This window comes from Microcoleus sp. B6-A1, assembly GCF_036705085.1.
In the GTDB taxonomy this organism is placed as follows: Bacteria; Cyanobacteriota; Cyanobacteriia; order Cyanobacteriales; family Microcoleaceae; genus Microcoleus.
In genome coordinates, this window is the sequence record NZ_JAUBTU010000108.1 from 3497 (window position 1) to 22531 (window position 19035).

The 19035-nt window shown below is 47.1% G+C and carries 15 protein-coding genes; 2 read left to right on the plus strand and 13 right to left on the minus strand.

The genetic code is table 11. The features are described 5' to 3' along the window. Nucleotides 1–1724, minus strand: a 1724-nt coding sequence (locus QUB11_RS27190) for a Calx-beta domain-containing protein (protein WP_333392094.1), incomplete at its 3' end; no start/stop codon positions are given. 1041 nt (nt 1725–2765) lie between these two features. Next, nucleotides 2766–4874, minus strand: a complete 2109-nt coding sequence (locus tag QUB11_RS27195) for a GAF domain-containing protein (protein WP_333392096.1) — start codon at nt 4872–4874, stop codon at nt 2766–2768. Between the two features lie 313 nt (nt 4875–5187). Between QUB11_RS27195 and QUB11_RS27200 the strand changes: the two genes are divergently transcribed. Beyond that, nucleotides 5188–6099 carry a pantothenate kinase gene (locus QUB11_RS27200; protein WP_333392098.1) on the plus strand — a complete coding sequence of 304 codons (912 nt, stop codon included), beginning with the start codon at nt 5188–5190 and terminating at the stop codon, nt 6097–6099. Nucleotides 6100–6216: 117 nt separating this feature from the next. Here the strand turns inward: QUB11_RS27200 and QUB11_RS27205 are convergent, their stop codons facing one another. The 6 genes from QUB11_RS27205 to QUB11_RS27230 all read right to left on the minus strand — a co-directional run bounded on the left by QUB11_RS27205 (nt 6217) and on the right by QUB11_RS27230 (nt 11155). Further along, the gene (locus tag QUB11_RS27205) at nt 6217–7023 is read right to left on the minus strand and encodes an alpha/beta hydrolase (RefSeq protein ID WP_333392100.1); all 807 of its coding nucleotides are present in this window, start codon (nt 7021–7023) and stop codon (nt 6217–6219) included. A 157-nt stretch (nt 7024–7180) separates the two neighbouring features. Beyond that, nucleotides 7181–7636, minus strand: coding sequence for an NUDIX hydrolase (locus tag QUB11_RS27210; RefSeq protein ID WP_333082715.1), 456 nt, complete (start codon nt 7634–7636; stop codon nt 7181–7183). 86 nt (nt 7637–7722) lie between these two features. Beyond that, on the minus strand, nt 7723–9009 hold the full coding sequence (gene iscB / locus QUB11_RS27215) for an RNA-guided endonuclease IscB (protein ID WP_333392102.1): 1287 nt from the start codon (nt 9007–9009) through the stop codon (nt 7723–7725). Nucleotides 9010–9364: 355 nt separating this feature from the next. Next, nucleotides 9365–10555: a transposase gene (locus QUB11_RS27220; protein WP_333392104.1), complete on the minus strand. Its 1191-nt coding sequence runs from the start codon at nt 10553–10555 to the stop codon at nt 9365–9367. Between the two features lie 55 nt (nt 10556–10610). Next, nucleotides 10611–11015 carry a peroxiredoxin gene (locus QUB11_RS27225; RefSeq protein ID WP_333392105.1) on the minus strand — a complete coding sequence of 135 codons (405 nt, stop codon included), beginning with the start codon at nt 11013–11015 and terminating at the stop codon, nt 10611–10613. Beyond that, nucleotides 11012–11155 (minus strand): hypothetical protein, encoded by a 144-nt coding sequence (locus QUB11_RS27230; protein ID WP_333207351.1) that lies wholly within the window; start codon nt 11153–11155, stop codon nt 11012–11014. The genes QUB11_RS27225 and QUB11_RS27230 overlap by 4 nt, the downstream gene beginning before the upstream one ends. A 621-nt stretch (nt 11156–11776) precedes the next feature. Between QUB11_RS27230 and QUB11_RS27235 the strand changes: the two genes are divergently transcribed. Further along, nucleotides 11777–11968, plus strand: coding sequence for a hypothetical protein (locus QUB11_RS27235; RefSeq protein ID WP_190738786.1), 192 nt, complete (start codon nt 11777–11779; stop codon nt 11966–11968). Nucleotides 11969–12080: 112 nt separating this feature from the next. Here QUB11_RS27235 and argH read toward each other — a convergent pair whose 3' ends face one another. The 5 genes from argH to nusB form a co-directional block, all read right to left on the minus strand. Beyond that, complete coding sequence (argH, locus tag QUB11_RS27240; RefSeq protein WP_333207352.1) at nt 12081–13466, minus strand: argininosuccinate lyase; 1386 nt, start codon at nt 13464–13466, stop codon at nt 12081–12083. 288 nt (nt 13467–13754) lie between these two features. Further along, complete coding sequence (locus QUB11_RS27245) at nt 13755–13994, minus strand: hypothetical protein (protein ID WP_333392107.1); 240 nt, start codon at nt 13992–13994, stop codon at nt 13755–13757. Beyond that, entirely contained in the window at nt 13984–15471 is a 1488-nt protein-coding gene (locus QUB11_RS27250; RefSeq protein ID WP_333207354.1) for a PP2C family protein-serine/threonine phosphatase, read from the minus strand. Before QUB11_RS27250 ends, QUB11_RS27245 begins: the two co-directional genes overlap by 11 nt. 697 nt (nt 15472–16168) lie before the next feature. Further along, nucleotides 16169–17926 carry a signal recognition particle-docking protein FtsY gene (gene ftsY, locus QUB11_RS27255; RefSeq protein ID WP_333392108.1) on the minus strand — a complete coding sequence of 586 codons (1758 nt, stop codon included), beginning with the start codon at nt 17924–17926 and terminating at the stop codon, nt 16169–16171. 154 nt (nt 17927–18080) lie between these two features. Further along, on the minus strand, nt 18081–18713 hold the full coding sequence (gene nusB / locus QUB11_RS27260) for a transcription antitermination factor NusB (protein ID WP_333150859.1): 633 nt from the start codon (nt 18711–18713) through the stop codon (nt 18081–18083). Nucleotides 18714–19035 lie beyond the last annotated feature (322 nt).

Below are 19035 nucleotides of genomic sequence, written 5' to 3' on the forward strand. Positions count from 1 at the left end.
GTTGCACCATTCGGGTTGGTCAAAGTTAAGTTGAGTGTTTCGGTATCCTCTACCAAAGTATCGTTGACGATCGGAATGGTGATGGTTTGGGGTGCAGCATCCCCAGCGGCAAAATTGACAGTCAGGGGAGTATTGGTGTAGTCATCAGGGGCGATAGCAGTATCATCACTCAATTCCACCGTGGCACTGGCTGCACCAGTCGTACTGCCAGTACGTGTCACTGTTACTGCTGCAACTGTTGTGCCATCTTCGTTGACGCTGAAAGTAGGAGCACTAAATTCCAGGGTGCTGTCATCGTCTGCGATGTCTAAAGTGGCAGTACCTTGGGTTCCAATCGTTGCACCATTCGGGTTGGTCAAAGTTAAGTTGAGTGTTTCGGTATCCTCTACCAAAGTATCGTTGACGATCGGAATATTGACGACTTTGGATGCAGAATCGCCAGCGCCAAAATTGACCAGGATGGGACTATTGGCGTAATCAGCAGGGGCTGTAGCACTACCATTGGCTAGGTTCACAGTAGCTGAAACTGCTGCGGTACTGTCACCGGTGCGAGTGACTGTCACGGCTGCGCTCGTCGTTCCATCTTCGTTGACACTAAAAGTAGGAGCACTAAATTGCAGGCTGCTGGGAGGGAGAGTGTCATTGTCCACGATGCTCAAAGTGGCAGTACCTTGCGTCCCAATCGTTGCACCACCTGTCGGGTTTGCCAAAGTTAAGTTGACAGTTTCGGTACCTTCCACCAAGGTGTCATCGACAATGGGAATGGTAATAGTCTTGGGTGCTGTGTCCCCATCAGCAAAATTGACAGGGATGCCGGCATTGTTGTAATCAGCCGGGGCTGTAGCAGTACCATTGGTCAAGTTGACTGTAGCTGAGACTGCGCCAGCGCTGCCACCAGTGCGCGTCACTGTTACGGCTGCAACCGCTGTCCCATCTTCGTTGACGCTGAAGGTTGGGGCGCTAAACTGAAGGCTAGGCGGATTTGAGGTCCCTTGATAGTCAATCTTCCGTACCAGGTAGTCGGAACTATCGTCTTTGAAAGAGGTGGCGGTGTAGGCAGCGGTGGGGCTATCGTAGGCTTTGGTGGAGAACCGCAGTTCGTCAAAAGCAGTGTTGGTGAGAGGCTTGGCTTCTATTTTGAATTGGAAGCTGCCATCGGTACGATCGCCAGTGAAAGTCACTCCATCTGCACCCGCAGTAATCGCTTTTGGAGCGATCGGAGCGTTGAGACGAGTGATCGTAAAATTGCTGGCCGGTACCAGAGTCCCATTATTAAAGATTTGTAGCAAACCAACTTCATTACCTTGATCGCCGACTCCGGGGCTAGTTTTGGGACTCAAGGCGCTAAGGTCGATCGTGGCGCTAGTAATGTCTTGGTTATCTGCCCATTTCAGCTTCAGCGCCTGAGATTGATTGGTATTGGGATTATAGTTGATTTCCGCCCGAATTTTATTGACATCGGTGAACCAACCATCATAAGAGGATGGGACACCAATACCACCAGTAGTGCCGTAGCTCAACCAGCTTTTCGGGTTTTCGTTACTTGCTAAGGTGAGGTTGCTGATGACAGTAGGGTTAAGGTAGTCAGTTTCCACGCCATCAAAAGCTATCCCAGACAGTTTGATGCCTTGATTTTGGGTGGCAGTAGGCCATTTTGCGATCAGCTCATTGAGAGCGCTGTAATTATTGGTTTGACCCAAAGAACCAGTGAATGAAGTAGCCATAGCTTCTGTGTTAATGATGAGTAATTAAGGATTAGAAGTGACTGAAAACCAGAGGTTGGGCTTTCTTTATCGTTATCAGTCACTGCAAGAAAAATTTCGTCATAAGTAGGTGCAGATAAATCCTGGAAAAATGCTTACCCTGCCCAAATGCTTTCCCAATAAGCAGTTCAAGGCTAGATTGCCCCTGATTAGATGTTAAGTGTAATTACTTCCCTACTTAATATAGATGCTTATTCTGGCGCTGCTGAATCAAAACCTGTAGGGGTAATTCTAAGTGCTTAGCCCGTCAGCGGTGTGGCAACCACGGGGGGATTAGCCCTACAAATTGCATACCCAATTCAGCAACGCCGGTTCACAATATCTTTACAATCTAGATATCGTGGGTTGACTTTCCCTTCTCTCTATCATGGCTTAGAACCCCTGTCTCTGTCAGTCGGAAAAGTCGGATCGTAAAGTCGGAAAAGTCGGATCTTTGCCATGAGTACATAATTTAGTGACTGCTGAATACAGGTATGAATTCAATATTTCCAAATGACTATAAGCCCGCTTGAGGGTGAGTTGTGTAACATCAAGCGAAAAGTTGATTTATACCTGTATTCATGAACGCGATTATTCCTTACTTTCATCATCAATAACTTTTATCCGGAAAAAATGCGATCTTTTTTTCTGCCCCATAAAAAGCGGGTTTTCCAGATATGTAGAGGAGAGCTTAAATCCCACATTCGCCGCCCCCCAAGAGGCAGCGTTCACTGCTTCAGCAAACAAAAGTGAATCAGCCGAGACAATTACGAGTAAAAATACTCATGATTTATTTTATATGGCTAAGCATAACTCTGTTGGGAATTTCTGAAAATTGGGGTTTGGGCGTAAGTTAAATCTGATTTCATTAAAAATGCGTTAGCGAAGCTGGCCGTAGGCATCGCTAAAAAACCAAGTTTATTGGTGCTCCATAATGTGATTGACGATCGCCCTCAAGATGTCAAATGGGTTCTATACTACTGCCAAAGTGACAAAACAGAGTTAATCTGACTAAAGCAGGAATTATGCACTTACCCTCCTCTGATTTGTCAGCGGCAACTCTACAATAAACTCACTTCCTTCGCCAACCTGACTGACGCAACGGATCTTGCCGCCGTGAGCTTGGACAATTACCTGATAGCACACTGAAAGTCCCAAACCAGTGCCTTTACCCACAGGTTTAGTAGTAAAAAATGGGTCAAAAATCTTGTCTTGAATTTCTGCAGGAATTCCACTTCCCGTGTCGCGGACAGAGATTGTTACCCAGTCCGGCTCGCTTTGCCAACTGCGGATGGTTAATTCCCCAGGTTTGCTCGTTGACTGAAGCGCATCTAAAGCATTGTCAATCAAGTTATAAAATACTTGGTTAATTTGACTTGCATGACATTGGACGGGCGGCAAACTGCCGTATTGCTTGTCTATTTTGATATGGGTTTTTAACTTGTTTTGCAGCATCAAGAAACTGCTTTCTAAACCTTCATTCAAATCTACTGGTTTTAATTCAGCGTGGTCTAAACGAGAAAAATTTCGCAGCGTCATCACGATCGAGCGAATCCTCCCGCTTCCTTCCCGCATAGAATTGAGCAGTTTACCAAAATCTTCTCGAATGTAATCGAGTTCTAGTTCTTCATTGATTCTGACAATTGCTGCCGTTGCTTCCGGGCAGGCATTTCCGGCCACTTCTAGAGCTTCGTTCAAGGCTTTAAAATATTCTTGAGCGTGAAACAAGTTAGCGTGGATGAAATTGTTGGCGTTGTTAATTTCATGAGCAATTCCCGCTACCATTTGCCCCAAACCTGACATTTTTTCGCTTTGAATCAATTGCTGCTGTGTCGATCGCAATTCTTCTAACGCAGCCTGCAACTGCTGGGTTTGAGCTTGAGATTTTACCGCAGCATCTTGGACTTGGCTGTAAAGTTCTGCTTGCTGAATGGCGATCGCCATTTGGTTGGCTATTTGGGATAGCAACTCCATCTCTTGCCGCTGCCAATTGCGGGTATCCCCGCACTCGTGAGCAATCAGCAAACCCCACAGCCTACCGGGAAATTTAGGATTATAGCTTCCGGCTGTGTCGGAGGTATTTTCTTCAGTTCTGGATGTAACAATTGGCACAATCAGATTAGCTTTTACCTGCAAACTATCTAAGAAATCGACATGACAAGGCTCTAAACCAGCATTAAAAATATCATTAATTGCTTTGACTCGCCCTTGCTGGTAAAGATCGGCGTAATCTCCCCGGAAACACTTATCAGCCCCCATATCTCCTAAAATTGAAGGCCAAGGAACAGTCATGTTTTCAACAACAACTTTTCCTTGCCAGTTGTCTTGAAACTGATAGATAATTACTCGATCGCACTGCAACAGTTGGCGGACTTCCCTCACCGCTGTTTCCAGGATAGTTCCCAGATCCAGGGTACTGCGAATTTGGTTGCCGATCAGCCGTAGCAGCGATTCTCGTTCGGCTTGGCGCCTGGTTGTGCTATAGAGTTTGGCTTGATTGATTGCGATCGCCAATTGCGATCCTACCCCTTCTAAAAGCTGCCTTTCCCAATCAGTCCATTCCCGTTCGCGATCGCACTGATGCAAGCCAATTATGCCATTCACTTCACCTTGATAGCGAGTAGCTACTGCCAGCATTGACTTAATCTCCAAAGCTTCGGCAATGTTTCTGGTTTGTGGGTTCAATCCCGGAAAATCGAGAAACTTCGTCAATGCTAGGGACTCTTGCTGAGACACGACGGCAGCCAAATGCGGGTTGTCACTCATCGGTACTTTCATTCCCAGTTGGATCGGATAGTCCCCCGCGTTGTACTCTCCGCGCGTGACTAAAGTTTTTTCTGTATTTGATTCTTTGACTAAAATGCTCACGCGGCTGCACTGTAATGCTTGCCCGAGCAATCTGCAGGCCGATGTCAAAATTTCTTCTATGTCAAGTGTACTGCGAATTTCGTTATTAATTTGGTTCAGCAAGTTTGATAACTGAACTTGCTGCTGCATCTGCACAATTATGGCTTTTTGTTGGTCTACTTCCGGCAGCGAAAGACTTTCTTGCTGCATCCAGTTTTCAGATTCAGGCAACCGCGAAGTTACTCTGTGCCAGGGGTTTTCGTGTTCTTGTATTTGTAAAGACATATTTACTCAGCAGTTGTACAGTATTTTGATTGAGTCTGGTTTTATAAACCTGTGCTTACCCCGCCAACAGCCCCATCGCAGCTACCAGGACTTTTGGAATATCTTAAGACATTATAAAGGATGCTGCCTGAGCAAAGCAATTATTTGCTTTACAAATATTTATATTTAGCAACTCTGCCCTCTGCAGCCCACAATACTAATTGGTGCGCTGCATGGAACTTGGTCAGATGTCAAATAGAGTTAACCGCCCGGTTAAGCATAAAATTAATCTAAAATCTATCTTTAGTTCAATGTTTGCGCCGGCTAGCTCAACATGGAAAATTCAATTCCCGACAATTTTCGTTCGCCAGCAAGCACCGACAACATTACTTCTGGATGGACAGGTAAAGCCCAGATTAAAATAGCTTTGGCGATCGGCAATTCCCGGCTGCACTGGGGATTATTTGCGGGCAAAACTCTGAAGAAAACATGGGATACAGAGCATCTCAATGCTGATACTGTTTCCTCGCTCTCGGAGCAGGAAAAGGCAGAATATTTGGTGCAAACAGTAAGGAGGTCGATCGAGGAAATATCTGCTCAAAATCTCCTTTGTCTTCCTGCTACTCCCGCTTTTTCTAATCCTCACACACTTTCTTTCGTGCAACTGCCTCTAATTTTGGCTTCAGTAGTTACCCAGCAAACAGCAATTTGGCAGAGTTATCCAAATGTCCGAATTATTACTTTAGACCAGTTGCCGATCGGGGGACTCTATCCTACCCTGGGAATTGACAGAGCTTTGGCTTTACTGGGCGCTGGCAACCAATTTGGTTGGCCAGTTTTACTTATAGATGCTGGTACAGCTTTAACATTTACTGGGGCTGATGTCAATAGGTATTTAGTTGGGGGCGCAATTTTACCAGGTTTGGGTTTGCAGTTATCGTCGTTAGGTAAAAAAACTGCTGCATTACCTTTAATTAGCCTACCACAAAATCTGCCGCACCGCTGGGCGACAGACACTGCTGGAGCAATTCAAAGCGGAGTTGTGTATGCGACGGTGGCAGGAGTTAGGGATTTTATTGAAGATTGGCGATGTTTGTTTCCTGATAGCAAAATTGCGGTCACGGGGGGCGATCGCACTATGCTTTTAAAATACCTCACCGCAGCCTTTCCTGATACAGCCTCCGGCTTAATTGACGCACCAGAGGCTATTTTTTGGGGAATTAGCCTGTTAACTGTTGACTGTTGACTGTTGACTGTTGACTGTTGACTGTTGAGTGTTGACTGTTGAGTGTTGACTGTTGAGTGTTCTCATTTTATCAATGACCAATGACCAATGACCAATGACCAATGACCAATTCCCAATTCACCTAGCAAACTCGCGAATATACTTAGCGACAACATCCGGGGCTTCCTGCGGCAAATTGCTTTCCCCCGGACTGACCAATTGCAGTTCGGCATTAGGAGCCAGAGCAGCATAGGATTGACACAGAGACGAAGCTGCAGGAGTATCTTCAGAACCGTGCAACAGCAAAACAGGCGCTTTCAGCAAAGGCAAATTCTCCTCGACTAATTCCGCTGTAATTTCCGCCCGCCGCCGCCGGAACAGCAACTGCACGGCAACAGGGGACTGCATCAACTGCTGTCTGAACTTTAGCAATCCGTCAATCTTTTTTTGGCTACCCAGCAACTTAGCAATTGGATAGATCGATCGCAGCAACCACAAAGCCAGCGGAGGTTGGCCCATTAGCCAGCTAGCCGTCTGCCACCGCCCCCGCCGGTTGCCAACCTTGACACCTTCTGGGGCCAACAACACCAAACCCTGAACTCGATCGGGATATTTGATAGCGTAGCTGGTGGCCACCCAGCCGCCCAGAGAGTGAGCGATTAAATAAACCTGTCGCAACTTCAAAGTATCGATGTATTGGGCGAGACATTCTACTTCCAAGTCGATCGAATAATGAATTTTCGGGCGTTCCGAGTCGCCAAACCCCAGCAAATCCGGTGCGAAACATTGGTAGTAGGGGCTCAAATGTTCGATCGTCCTCAGCCACTGACTGCTGTCGTGCCAAGAACCGTGCAAAAATACTAAATTCGGGCCTTGACCGACTTCGTGCCAAAAGATTTGCCCTACAGAGAGTTTGACCCGAGAATTTCGTAGCGGTGAGTACATCCGGTTAAATATTTAGTAATAAAAAGATGATTAATTTAATGTTCAGAGCTTGTGAATAAAAGTAGGAAAACAGTGAAAATTAATTCCACATTCATAACAGACAATTTTTGACCGCGAGGTAATTTCCGATTTTTCTCAAATTTGGATGCCCCGCGATTTACGCCAAAGTTGTCAGGCCTTGAAAATAGTCCTGTAAGTGTTGGTCGTTATCGTGGCTGAGCGCCCCCTCCGGCAGCGATGCGGGCAAAAAAGCCTCAACCTCGCTGACTTCAAGCGTATCCTGAACTTGCATCTTTCCCTCTACCTCTGCTGCCACCACGATACAAATCGAGTGCAGGCGAGGATCTCTATCGGCAGCCGAATAAACACCCACCAAGCGACGAATTTTGACTAAATCGAGTCCTGTTTCCTCCGCTAATTCCCGCCGCACAGTTGTGGGAATATCCTCTCCCCAATCCACCATACCTCCCGGCAGTGCCCAGCGACCGTTGTCGCGGCGGCGAATTAACACAATTCGCCCGTCAGGCAATACGGGAATCACCGCAGTACCAGTGACGGGATGTCGGAAAATCAGTCCCAGCACAGTTTGTACAATTTGCCACAATCGACGCATAAACTCAAAAGCTTGTTTAGGAGAAAGTAATTTCAGGCCTGCTAGCTTGTAGCTCTTACTGCTTTTTTAGACATTTTATGACAATCTCATGCAAACGAGTAGTTATAACCATCGTTACGATGAACGGGTTTAAGGTGATTTCGAGAAACGCTAATCACGCTATTGCTCACTCGAATATCAAAATTACCTTTGAACCTAGTGGTTTTAATTCTTTTACACTTAACCCCCTGATGTTTTCCGTCAATTATTGAAACAATGTCTCCAGTATTCCAGCCTGCGACTTTTTTCTTGGGTTTATACCCCGAACGCGGAAACCCATATTTATCGGTCGGTACGACTTGACGACTGCCCCAACCCATTGCCTTAATCAACAGCGGTTGATTGACAGCCAAAGTCAAACCTTGACTTACATCTCCACAGCAAGCAGCGTCGATCCAGTGAGCCTTTGGAAGCTTTAAGTTAGTCCGATTGAACTTGGTTAAAGAACCGCGTCCTACATAAATAGGTTCAATCTCTGTAGCTTTTAAAGCTTGGAACAAAGCGGACTTGGTTGCGTTAACTGCCGCTGCATCTTTCAATGGGGTTTTAGCTTGACTCATTATTTTCTTGAGAACTTCGGGCTTTTTCTTAAGAAAATCCTTGACATCTTGAGTCCCCTTTTTGAGGTTACATTTTTCGCAAGCTAAGCACAGGTTGGAAACACGATTACTGCCGCCCTTGGCGCGTGGGTTGATATGTTCGACTTGCAGCGGTAAATTTTCACTACCACAGTAAGCACACTTCCGATTCCACTTTTCGAGTAGGTATTGCCTAACCTCGTAGCCTTGCAATTCCCCTTGCTGATACTCAACGCCAGAAATCTCTGGATTTTGCATTTTTTGAGTGTCAAAGCTTACTAACTCGAAAGCAATTGATTGGATGGGTGCTAGCTTGCGAAGGCGAGAAACCCACGTCATAGTCGTTAATACTCGGTGCTGCAAGCTCGGAGGCAGCCAGCCTTTCGGACGAGTACGATTTAAGAATCTCGCTTTTCGATAACGAGTTTTGCGGTTACGGCGGTTGCGTCGAACGGCTCGACGGGTTTCAAGTCGAGATTTGATGGCTTGACCCCGATGGGTGACTTGGGCGCCCCAAATGACCTGGGTTCCCTGAACCAAAGCTATGCCATTCGTTTTGCTACCAGGGTCGATGCGGATTTCAATTGGTTCTGGTAGATCCTTGACCGATTTTCCCAGAATAATTGTAAATGGGTACAGTCTGAAAACCTTTGCTTTGCCTGCATTTAACAGCTTTCTAGCTATCACTGGCAGGCACGGAGTTAGAGGTTTTTTGTCAGCGTCAAGTACGAATACTTGATTGGGGGTTTTAGACATGGTTGCGTCTATTCCTAATTAGTAAAGGTTGCCTCGGCATAGTTATTAGGCGGTACTTTCTCCACAGCACTGGCTTTACAAATCCTTGCCTGTTTAACTGCGAAGTTATAGTGCTTGGGGCTGGCACGTACTCCAAGGTATGAACTTTAACGCTCCCTAATAACGAAAGCCTGGACTTACTTAGCTATTTCGGGATTTATCCAGAAATGTCGAGGATTTTAGTAAGTCCGCTGCGTGAGATTCTGGTTTGACTTTGCGGTAAACCTTTTCAATCCTACCATCAGGGTCGATCGCGAAAGTCGATCGAGTAATTCCCTTGACACTCCCGGGCCTGAAGGCGTGGGGATTCTTTGATCTACGAGCCAGTTTGCTGAGGCAGGATTTCTCCAACAACAGTAGAGACTAATTCTCCCAAAGAGTTGATTGGTTCAAGACCAAAGGTTCCGGTATGCCCTACCGTACCCAATCCTCGACTAAGGATATTTTTAGCTGCGTTTTCGTCACGATCCAAGACACAACCACATTTACAAGCATGGGTTCTTGTAGATAGCGTTTTCTTCACGATTTCACCGCAGCTAGAGCATTCTTGACTGGTGTATTGGGGATTCACCGCAACCGTGATTTTTTCAAACACTTTTCCAAAGTATTCAAGCCAAACACGAAATTGATACCAAGATGCGTCATTAATGGACTTAGCCAGACAATGATTCTTCACCATGTTTTTGATTCTCAAATCTTCGTAGACGACTACATCGTTTGATGAGATTACGCACCTTGCTAATTTCACAGCATGGTCTTTACGTTGTCTACTTATTTTGAGATGGCGCTTGCCTAGAATCTGCCGAGCTTTGGCCCTATTTCTTGAACCTTTAACTTTCCTGGATACGCGACGCCCAGAGCGTTTGAGGACTTTCTCACCTTTGATCAGAAACCTCGGGTTTTCAACCGTAGTTCCGTTTGAATCGGTGTAATATTCCTTCAATCCCACGTCTAATCCGATCGTAGTACCAGAGGGTTCTGTGTTTTCTTTTCTATCGACATCCACACAGAATTGGACGTACACGCCATCAGCACGTTTGACCAATCTCACCCTTTTTATTTGGCTAATTTGGTAAAAATGTAGATCGCGTGTGCCTTTTAGTTTTAATCGTCCAATTCCTTTTTTGTCGGTAAAGTTGATTGATTTGAGATCGTCAGCAAGTTTCCAGCCACTGGTTTTGTATTCCACCGAGCGGCAATCTCTTTGAAATTGTGGATACCCTTTTTTACCAGGAATATTTTTCTTGCAGTTATCGTAAAATCGGGAAATAGAAGACCATGCCCGTTCTGCGCTAGCTTGTCTTGCCATTGAGTTGAGTTCGTCGGCAAAGGGAAAATCGCGAGCTAGTACGGCGCAGTATTTATTTAAGTCGTTTTTGCCCACTTTATTGTTGTCCATCCAATAACGCAAACAGCTATTGCGGACAAACTTAGCAGTACGAATTGCTTCGCCTACTGCTTTGAACTGATTCGATTTTCCGTATGCCTTGAACTCAAAAACTAACATGACTTCACCTCTCATCTTATACTACAAGCCCCCGCATAAAATGTTCGGCGAGTTGTTAAAACTTTACAATTAAAGCCTGCCACTGAAGAAGGGGTTTTAAACCCAAATCTTTGATAAATTCTTTTCCCATAAATTTTTTGAGTCCGTAACAGCCGTAGGCGGTAGCAACTTCGGCGTTTGAGTCGCAAAGCAAGGGAAAAGGCAGTTGATATTTAGCTGCAAACTTGGCGTGGGCCCCCGCCCCGTCTGTACTGACGCCGAGGACTGCTATATTGCGCGACTGGTAGTCTAAGTAAATGTCGCGAAAGTCGCAAGCTTCTTTAGTACAGCCTGGGGTGTTGTCCCTAGGGTAAAAATACAGTACAACTCGCCGCCCTCGAAAATCTGCAAGGCTGACGATATTGCCTTGCGCGTCGGGCAGGCTGAAGAGAGGAGCTACGTCACCGGGATAAATTGTCATTCGTCGTATTTTGTCAAGAGTGTATAGAAATCTTCTGGAAGATTGACAACATTGCGTCCCGATCGCACCCAGATTCCCAGTGACTTGAATCCCGGTGTTCTTTTTTCTGGGTCTTGTACCGGGTGTGCTATGATCGTCATCGGTCTAAAATTGAGTATAACTAGCCCACGTAAAAACTTAACTGGATTAGTTGAGTGCGTAGTCACACCTAACGGTGTTGCGGTTTAGCTAGGCAGACAGGAATCCCCACACTATACCGATCAAAGGTTAGTGTGGGATAAAAGGCGCGTCAAACTCCTGATTCCACCCGTTCATAATCTCAAAAGCATAGCTTTGAGCCGTGGAGAGGTGGACAACGAGACGAACCAATTCCTTTTTATAATATCAGTGGGGCTGGACGTGTTCCTCACTTTAAAACGCCGTAGAGGGAAACGATGGGAGTACCTTGAAGGAAGTTCTCGATCTCCTTAACAGGACTCAGAAGCCTAAACCATATCGCTTGCGATTGTTGTGGCAGCGTCACGAAAGCTAAATTTGAAGAAAACCTAGCTACAGAAAGAGAACCGATCGAGTACGGTAGGACATACCGGAATTTACGCTTGGGGAGAAGACACCTATATTTTGGCTGGAGAAATCCTGTTACAAGCAAGTGACTTCGCTGAACCAAGAATCTCAGTCACCAAGAGTGCACAGAGTGTCAAACTTAAGAATCCCTGGGCGTGAAAGCCCGGGGACTGTCAATGTTTATTAGTGAGGTCAGAATGGCTAAGCGCCGCAATCTCAAGAAAGAGAAGGCACAACGAAATCAAGCATACGCTCGCAAGTTTCGTAAGCGGAGAAATCAAGATATGTTCTCCAACAAGAGAAGACGATTTGACGGCGGTAACGGCGGTGGCATGGGCGCCATGAGCGGTGGCGGCAGAGACAAAGACATGGCTGCTGCTGAAGATTAATTGAGTCAGGCTATCTGCCGAACTTAGAACCAGAGTGGAAAACACGCTCGTTCTAAGGAGAGATAGCCAGCCGGAATTTGTCCAATAATTCAACGATGTTTAGGCGAGATGTTTAGGCGATTCGATCGCGCGCAGCGATAAGTGATTTTCTCACTTGTTCAAACCCGGTACCCCCGTAACTATTGCGAGCCGCCACCACTTGCTGAGGTGCGATCGCGCTGTAAATGTCTGTCTCAAAGGCTGGGTGCAAGTCTTTCCACTCCTCAAGTGTCAAATCTTTGAGGAGTTTGCCCCCCGAAAGGCAAGTTTTGACGACTTTGCCGACAAGGTTGTAAGCTTCCCGGAAGGGAACGCCTTTGGCGGCCAAGTAGTCGGCTACGTCTGTAGCATTAGAAAAGTCTTCCGTAACAGCAGCAGCGAGGCGATCGCCATTAAACTCGATGCCTTCGCGCAACAAAATGGTCATTGCTTCCAAGCAACCCTGTACCGTTCTTACGGTATCAAACAAAGCCTCTTTATCTTCTTGCAAATCTTTGTTGTAGGCCAAAGGAAGTCCCTTCACTACTACCAACAAAGCTTGTAAGTTACCGAACACCCGCCCCGCTTTGCCCCGCACCAACTCCGGCACGTCGGGATTTTTTTTCTGGGGCATGATGCTAGAACCAGTAGCGCAGCTATCTTTGAGCGTAATAAATCCAAATTCGTGAGAAGACCACAAAATCATTTCTTCTGACAAGCGGCTCAGGTGTACCAGAATCAAGCTGGCGGCAGCGAGAAATTCGATCGCAAAATCTCGATCGCTCACTCCATCTAAGCTATTAGCATAAACCTTGTCAAAATGCAAGAGTTCTGCAGTATAATGTCGGTCGATCGGGAAAGTCGTCCCCGCCAGCGCCCCACAACCCAAAGGCGAAACATTCACCCGCTTGCAGATATCGCCGAGACGTTCCCAATCGCGATCGGTCATTTCAAAATAAGCTAACAGGTAATGAGCCAAACTGATCGGCTGAGCGCGCTGCAAATGAGTGTAACCGGGAATTAAAGTTTCCACGTTACGATCGGCAAGATCGAGCAAAACCCCTTGAAATTCCCGTAATTGCTCCCGAATTTCGGCGATGCGATCGCGCAAATACAAGCGAGTATCAGTGCCGGCTTGATCGTTGCGCGATCGGGCAGTGTGCAACTTTTTCCCAGCATCCCCCACGATATCCGTCAGCCGCTTCTCTACAGCGAAGTGAACGTCTTCTGCATCAACTCCCGGAACAAAAAGTCCTTGGCGGTATTCGCGGCGAATCTGTTCCAAACCATTGACTAACTGTTCGCCTTCTGCTGCGGAAATAATCCCCGTTTTGGCCAGCATTTTAGCGTGAGCGACAGAACCAGTCAAGTCATACTCAATCAATTCAATATCGAAGCCAATACTAGCATTGAATCGGGCGATCGCCGGGTGCAGCGCCGATTCAAATCTTTGACTCCAAGTTTTTTGTTGTGTTGTCATTGCTCAAGCTAAAACTAGATTATATCTCTCTTGCAGAAGTCTATAAAAACCGATTTCTAGCAAAGACTAAAGTCCTTCCTCCGGTTTGTAGTCAGGACTTTAGTCCTCCATTCCCAATTCGGCAATAAAAAACTCAAGTCCTGACTACAAACTTTTTATACATCTTTTGACCCGAAAAAACTGAAGTCTGGACTACAAAATTGTGAAACTTTTGCTGCATCAGAAAGAAGTGAACTTTGGGCTACAAACCTTTTAAATCCGTTCCAGATACCTTCGGCGACAATAACTCTAACGAAAAATCCCTTTAAAGAACCAGCCAACAAAAATACCTATAATAAAAGCTCCTATTTGACCAGTCGAAACAAAATTGTTCCAAGCTTTCTGGACATTGGTAAAAATTTCGTAACTTTGAGCCAAAACCACAGTCGAACTCAAATGAGATTTCAAAACTAACACGTGAGCGACATCGTTCCAATTAATCGAACTGGTTAATCCAGCAGTAATTTCCGGCATTAAATTAACTATCATGGTGATTTTCTCCTGCTAAAGGTGTTACCCTCAGTACAACCAGTGTCATGTCATCTTCGTTACGATTGCCGATGCCGATAAACTGGTGTACGCGATCGAACAAATAATCCAAAATTTCTTCAGACTGCTGATAATTTTGACAGGCCCACTGAAAAGCCGAGGTCAAGTTATCCTCATCAAACCGATCGCCCCTTTGATTAGCAGCATCGGTAAATCCGTCTGTGTAGTAAATAATCGTATCTCCTGGCTGCAATTGCACGCTTGCTTCTTGGTAGTGCGAATCCGCATCCAGGCCAATTAACATTCCCTCCAAAGTATCAAGCTGAAGAATCGAATTAGTTGCAGCTTGCCACAGCAAAGGCGGGTGGTGAGCAGCATTGCTGTAAGCCAAAACGCGAGTTTTCGGATCATACTCCGAATAAAACAGAGTCACAAAACGGTGGGAATTTTCCAAATCCGCGTGCATAACCCGGTTTAAATGTTGCAAAATTCTCGACGGCGAGTGGCGGTTCAAAACCTCCGCCCGCAGCATACCCCGTGTCATCGTCATCAACAGGCCCGCCGGTACTCCTTTGCCCATCACGTCGCCGATGACAATGCTCCAGCGGCCCTTGTCGATTTTGGACTTGAGATTTTTAATTAGGGATGGGGGGTGTTCCCCCTCATTCTCCTTGCCGATCGGGTCATAGTCAGCGGGAATAAAATCATAATAATCTCCGCCGACTCTGCTAGCAGTTTGGCAGCGGGCGGCCACGTCAAGGCCGGGAATTTTCGGACAACTGCGGGGTTGCAGCCGCAATTGAATTTCCGCCCCGATTTCTAACTCTCTGTCTAAGCGGTCTTTTTCCGCCAACTTAACAGTAAGTTCGTCTTTGCAAATAGCCACTGCGGTTTGATCCGCCACCAACCGAACTAATTTCTGTCTGCTGGGAGTCCAGAGATATTGCGGATCACTGCTAAAAACATAAAGCCGTCCGCGTTCCAAATTGTTGACTAAAATTGGCGCCCCAAACAAATGAACATCCGGGCCCAAATAACGACCGACTTGCAGGTCTAGACTAGAAGTTTGCCCAGAGGTTTCCGAAAACGTTCCAGCAGTAGCGCCCGCACCTGCTGTAGCTTGCCTGGTGGCTATTTCCAGGGCTTTTCGCATATCTTGGCACTGCCGTCCTTCCTGACAATGCAACTGCTGGAACCTGACTTGACCGTTGGGTTTGAACAGCACTAGAGCTCCCCCGTCGGCGTCCGTAACGCGAGTCGCAACCAAAGGAACCAACTCCAAAAATTGGTTGAGATTGTTAAAACTTCGCAGGGCAAATCCCAGCGAACCCAACATATCTTGAACGTTGTGCTGATATCGGTGCAAACGCGCCACCAGTTCTTTGAGGGCAAATACTGGCGTCGCGTCGGTGGAATTGCGACCCGAAGGGCGGTCAGCAGGTTGAGGTGAGGGGCGAGGCAAAGGCACAGCAGTCATTGTAAATTTGTGATTTTCGATTTTAGACGGAGGAGGAATGATTGAGGACTTACGGGCCACTTGAACAGAAACCCGTTTTTTTTTCTAGCAAGTAGTTTGGTTTGATCGAGTAAGTTGGGCACTAGGACATTGGTATCAACTTAAGTGTAAAATTCTTCAGAAATCTCCTTTATAGCTGAGTCTAGAACCCCCTAAATCCACGCCACTTGCTTTACTTGGGGGGCCCCAAGACCGCAGCGGCTTCCCTTAAGAAGGGGGACTTTAACCATTTGCTGTCGCCCTTCTTAAGGGGAGGGTCAATCGATTTTCGATTTTCGATTTTCGATTGACCCTACGGATAAATGCGGGGGCTTGAGGATTTTCGATTTTCGATTTGGGATTGATTCCACGGATAAATCACGTGGCGGGTACCACCTTTGAAATTCGTGGTCAGGGGTATCGGGAAGACTGTGCAATCAGACAGCAGACTGATACTAAATTTGAGCTTAATTTGACACACTACTGGCGCTTTGAACCCAACCCAGCAAGAACAGGGGGAAGGTATTGTTTCTAGGTATTTAGTTTTCACTCGCCGCCCGTGGTGGCGCAAGTCCTGCGATGGTAGTTTGAGGTTAACGATTGGAGATTTTGAAACTCTGTATCCGCCTCCAAAAATCGGGGCGGCTGGCAGATACCTCATCAATCTAAAATCTAAAATCTAAAATCTAAAATCGAGTAGGGCTTCCACAAATTCGTAACTAGAAAACGGGCGCAAGTCTTCGATGCTTTCCCCGACTCCAATAAAGCGGATGGGCAGACCAAGTTGCTGCACTACTGCTAGGGCAACACCACCTTTAGCAGAACCGTCGAGTTTTGTCAATACTACTCCGCTTAATTTGGCCGATTCTGCGAACACTTCTGCCTGTCGCAAACCATTTTGACCCAGTGTCGCATCCAAGACCAGTAGAGATTCTACGGTAGCGCCTGGGGCTTTCTTATCTACAATGCGACGGATTTTACTTAATTCGTCCATCAGATTTTTTTTGTTTTGCAGGCGGCCTGCGGTGTCTACGATCAACAGTTCTGTGCCGCGGGCGCTGGCGGCGGCGATCGCATCAAACACGACAGCAGCCGGATCGGTATTTTTCCCTGGGTTGGCAATAATTTCGACCCCACTGCGGGAACCCCAAACTTTCACCTGTTCGACGGCGGCGGCGCGGAAAGTGTCGGCGGCGGCAATTAGGGTTTTGTAGCCGGATTTTTGGGCAATATGGGCCAGTTTGCCGATCGTCGTAGTTTTGCCCGCACCGTTGACTCCTACGATTAACCAGATGTTAAAAGTGTCTTTTTCCGGGGCAAATGTCAGGCTGTAGGCGGGATTCCCGGCGGCGGTTTCGGCACAGGGAGCGTCCAGAATGTCGCGCAGGATGGTTTTCAGGTAGGCTAGAGCCTGTTCTGGGGGCAGCACTTCTTGTGTGAGTCTTTCTTGGAGGCGACTGATAATGATGTCGGTGGCTGCGACTCCGACATCGGCTTGTAGCAGCAAAGTCTCAATTTCGGCTACCGCGTCTTGATTGAGCGGCCCTTGACCGACGATCGCCTTTAGTCGATTAATTAAGCTGCGGCGAGTTCTTTCTAAGCCTTTCCGCAGTTTTTGCAGCCAAGTGATTTCTTCAACTGATACTTGGTCTGGGCGGCGGCCTTGACTGGCTAAGATTTCTGAAGACCACAGGAAGCCTTCGTCAAAGGCGAAACCGGGAATTTCTTCGATAATTGCGGCTCTCTCGGCGGCGGCTGCAATTACGTCTGGTTCTTCAATGGCGGTTTCTTTGAGGCGTTCGATGCGCTCCATGCGATCGGCCTGAGCTCTGGCCCAAAACGGCAGGGCTTCGGCTGCTTCGCCGTCGGATGCGAGTGATTCGGTTTCTACAACCTCAGTTGCAGGTTCGGCAATTTCTATATTTTCTGCTGTAACTTCTAATTGTTGAGCAATAGGTGCAATGTCGATCGCCCCGGCTGTGGGTTGCAGAGTTTCGGGAATTTCTGCGGGGTTGGCTGCATCGAGTTCTATCGCCTCGGTAGCTTCAACTGTTGCGGGTTCTGCAACTTCTGGAACTTCTGCAACAGTTGGCGCTGTGGGTGCTGGTTCAAGTTCGATCGGCTCCGTTGCTTCAATAGTCGCCGCTTCTGCAACTTCTGCAACTGTCGCGATTTCTGCTTCGGCTGCTGGAACATCGGGCGCGGCTATCTCGAAAACTTCTGTTTCGGGTTTTTGCTGTTTTTGAATATTTTTGTAAGCAGCTTTTGCCCAATTGAGATAATCTTCGGCTACAGCAGGAGAGTCTTGCTCTGCTGCATCTGTTTGAGGCTCAACCGGTGCGGATTTTGCAGACTCATCTGGCGGCTGTTCGGGGGTTGCCTCTGTTTCAGAAGATTTGTTTTCGCTGTACTGGCGACGAAACCAATTAAATACCATAGGAAATTGGGAATATAGTTATTAGTCCTTAGTTTAGAGCGGATTGCCGATTGCGGATTGCGGATTGCTAATGACACTGGGTAAGGTTCGCGCCCCGGCGTGCACCCTCCGGGTAAGGTGCCTACCAAGCACCCGGAGGACTACTGACTAACGACTAGGGACTAACAACTTCTGCGTTGATTTTATCGACTACTCGGCGGAGGACTCCGTTGATGAAGCGATGTCCATCGTCACCGCTGTAGCGTTTTGCCAGTTGTACGGCTTCGTTGACGCTGACTTGTTCGGGTAAGCCTAGATATAGCATTTCGGCGATCGCGATTCTCATGATATCTCGATCGATCCGGGGCAACCGTTCTATTTGCCAGTCTACAAGGGCTTCCGAGAGCAATTCATCAATTTGAACACGGTTGGCGCTGACTTTCGTCAGGATTTGCAAAGCGTAGGTGCGGACATCTTGCTGGTTGGCTAGCTGGATCAGTTCTGGAAACTCCATTGCTGAACCGAGACGGTTGATTGCGGTTTGGGTGAGTTCGACTGCTTCCCGCACCATTGCTCTAGCACTTTGTATATCGGCGGCGCGGATTTCGCTGGCAAGCAGTTTGTCGCTACTCCGCTGCACTTCGGATGCTGCTGCTTCTAGGGATTCTTGAACTTCTGTTGTCAGGGTGCGGATGGCGGCGAGGAGAACATCTTGCAGTTTCTTGGCTTCTAAGAGTTCTGGATTCGTCGGCAGTTGGCTGATGCCGAGGAGTGCGAGTTCGCGTGCTGTTTCGCGGGCTTTTTTCATAATTTTTAGATAGGGATTGAGAATTTAGGAAGTTTTTCGATCGCGCGCGGACTTGAACTTTAGCAGAAAACTCGACTAAAAGCGTTAGAAGACCAGCCGTCTGACTCGCCAGCGGCGGGTAGTTTACAGATACTTCGCTGTCAAACCCAAGATTGATACTCGAAACCGGGTTTCTGAGTTTAGGCTTTCTCGGTTTGGGCTGGTTTTGTCGAAATATTATCTGCTATGGGGAAGTTTACACGGCCTTACGGGCGACTAAGGAATGAGAATTAAATAACTTCCACTCTTGAAAGTGGGATGGGCGTCCCGCCCGTCCAAAAAG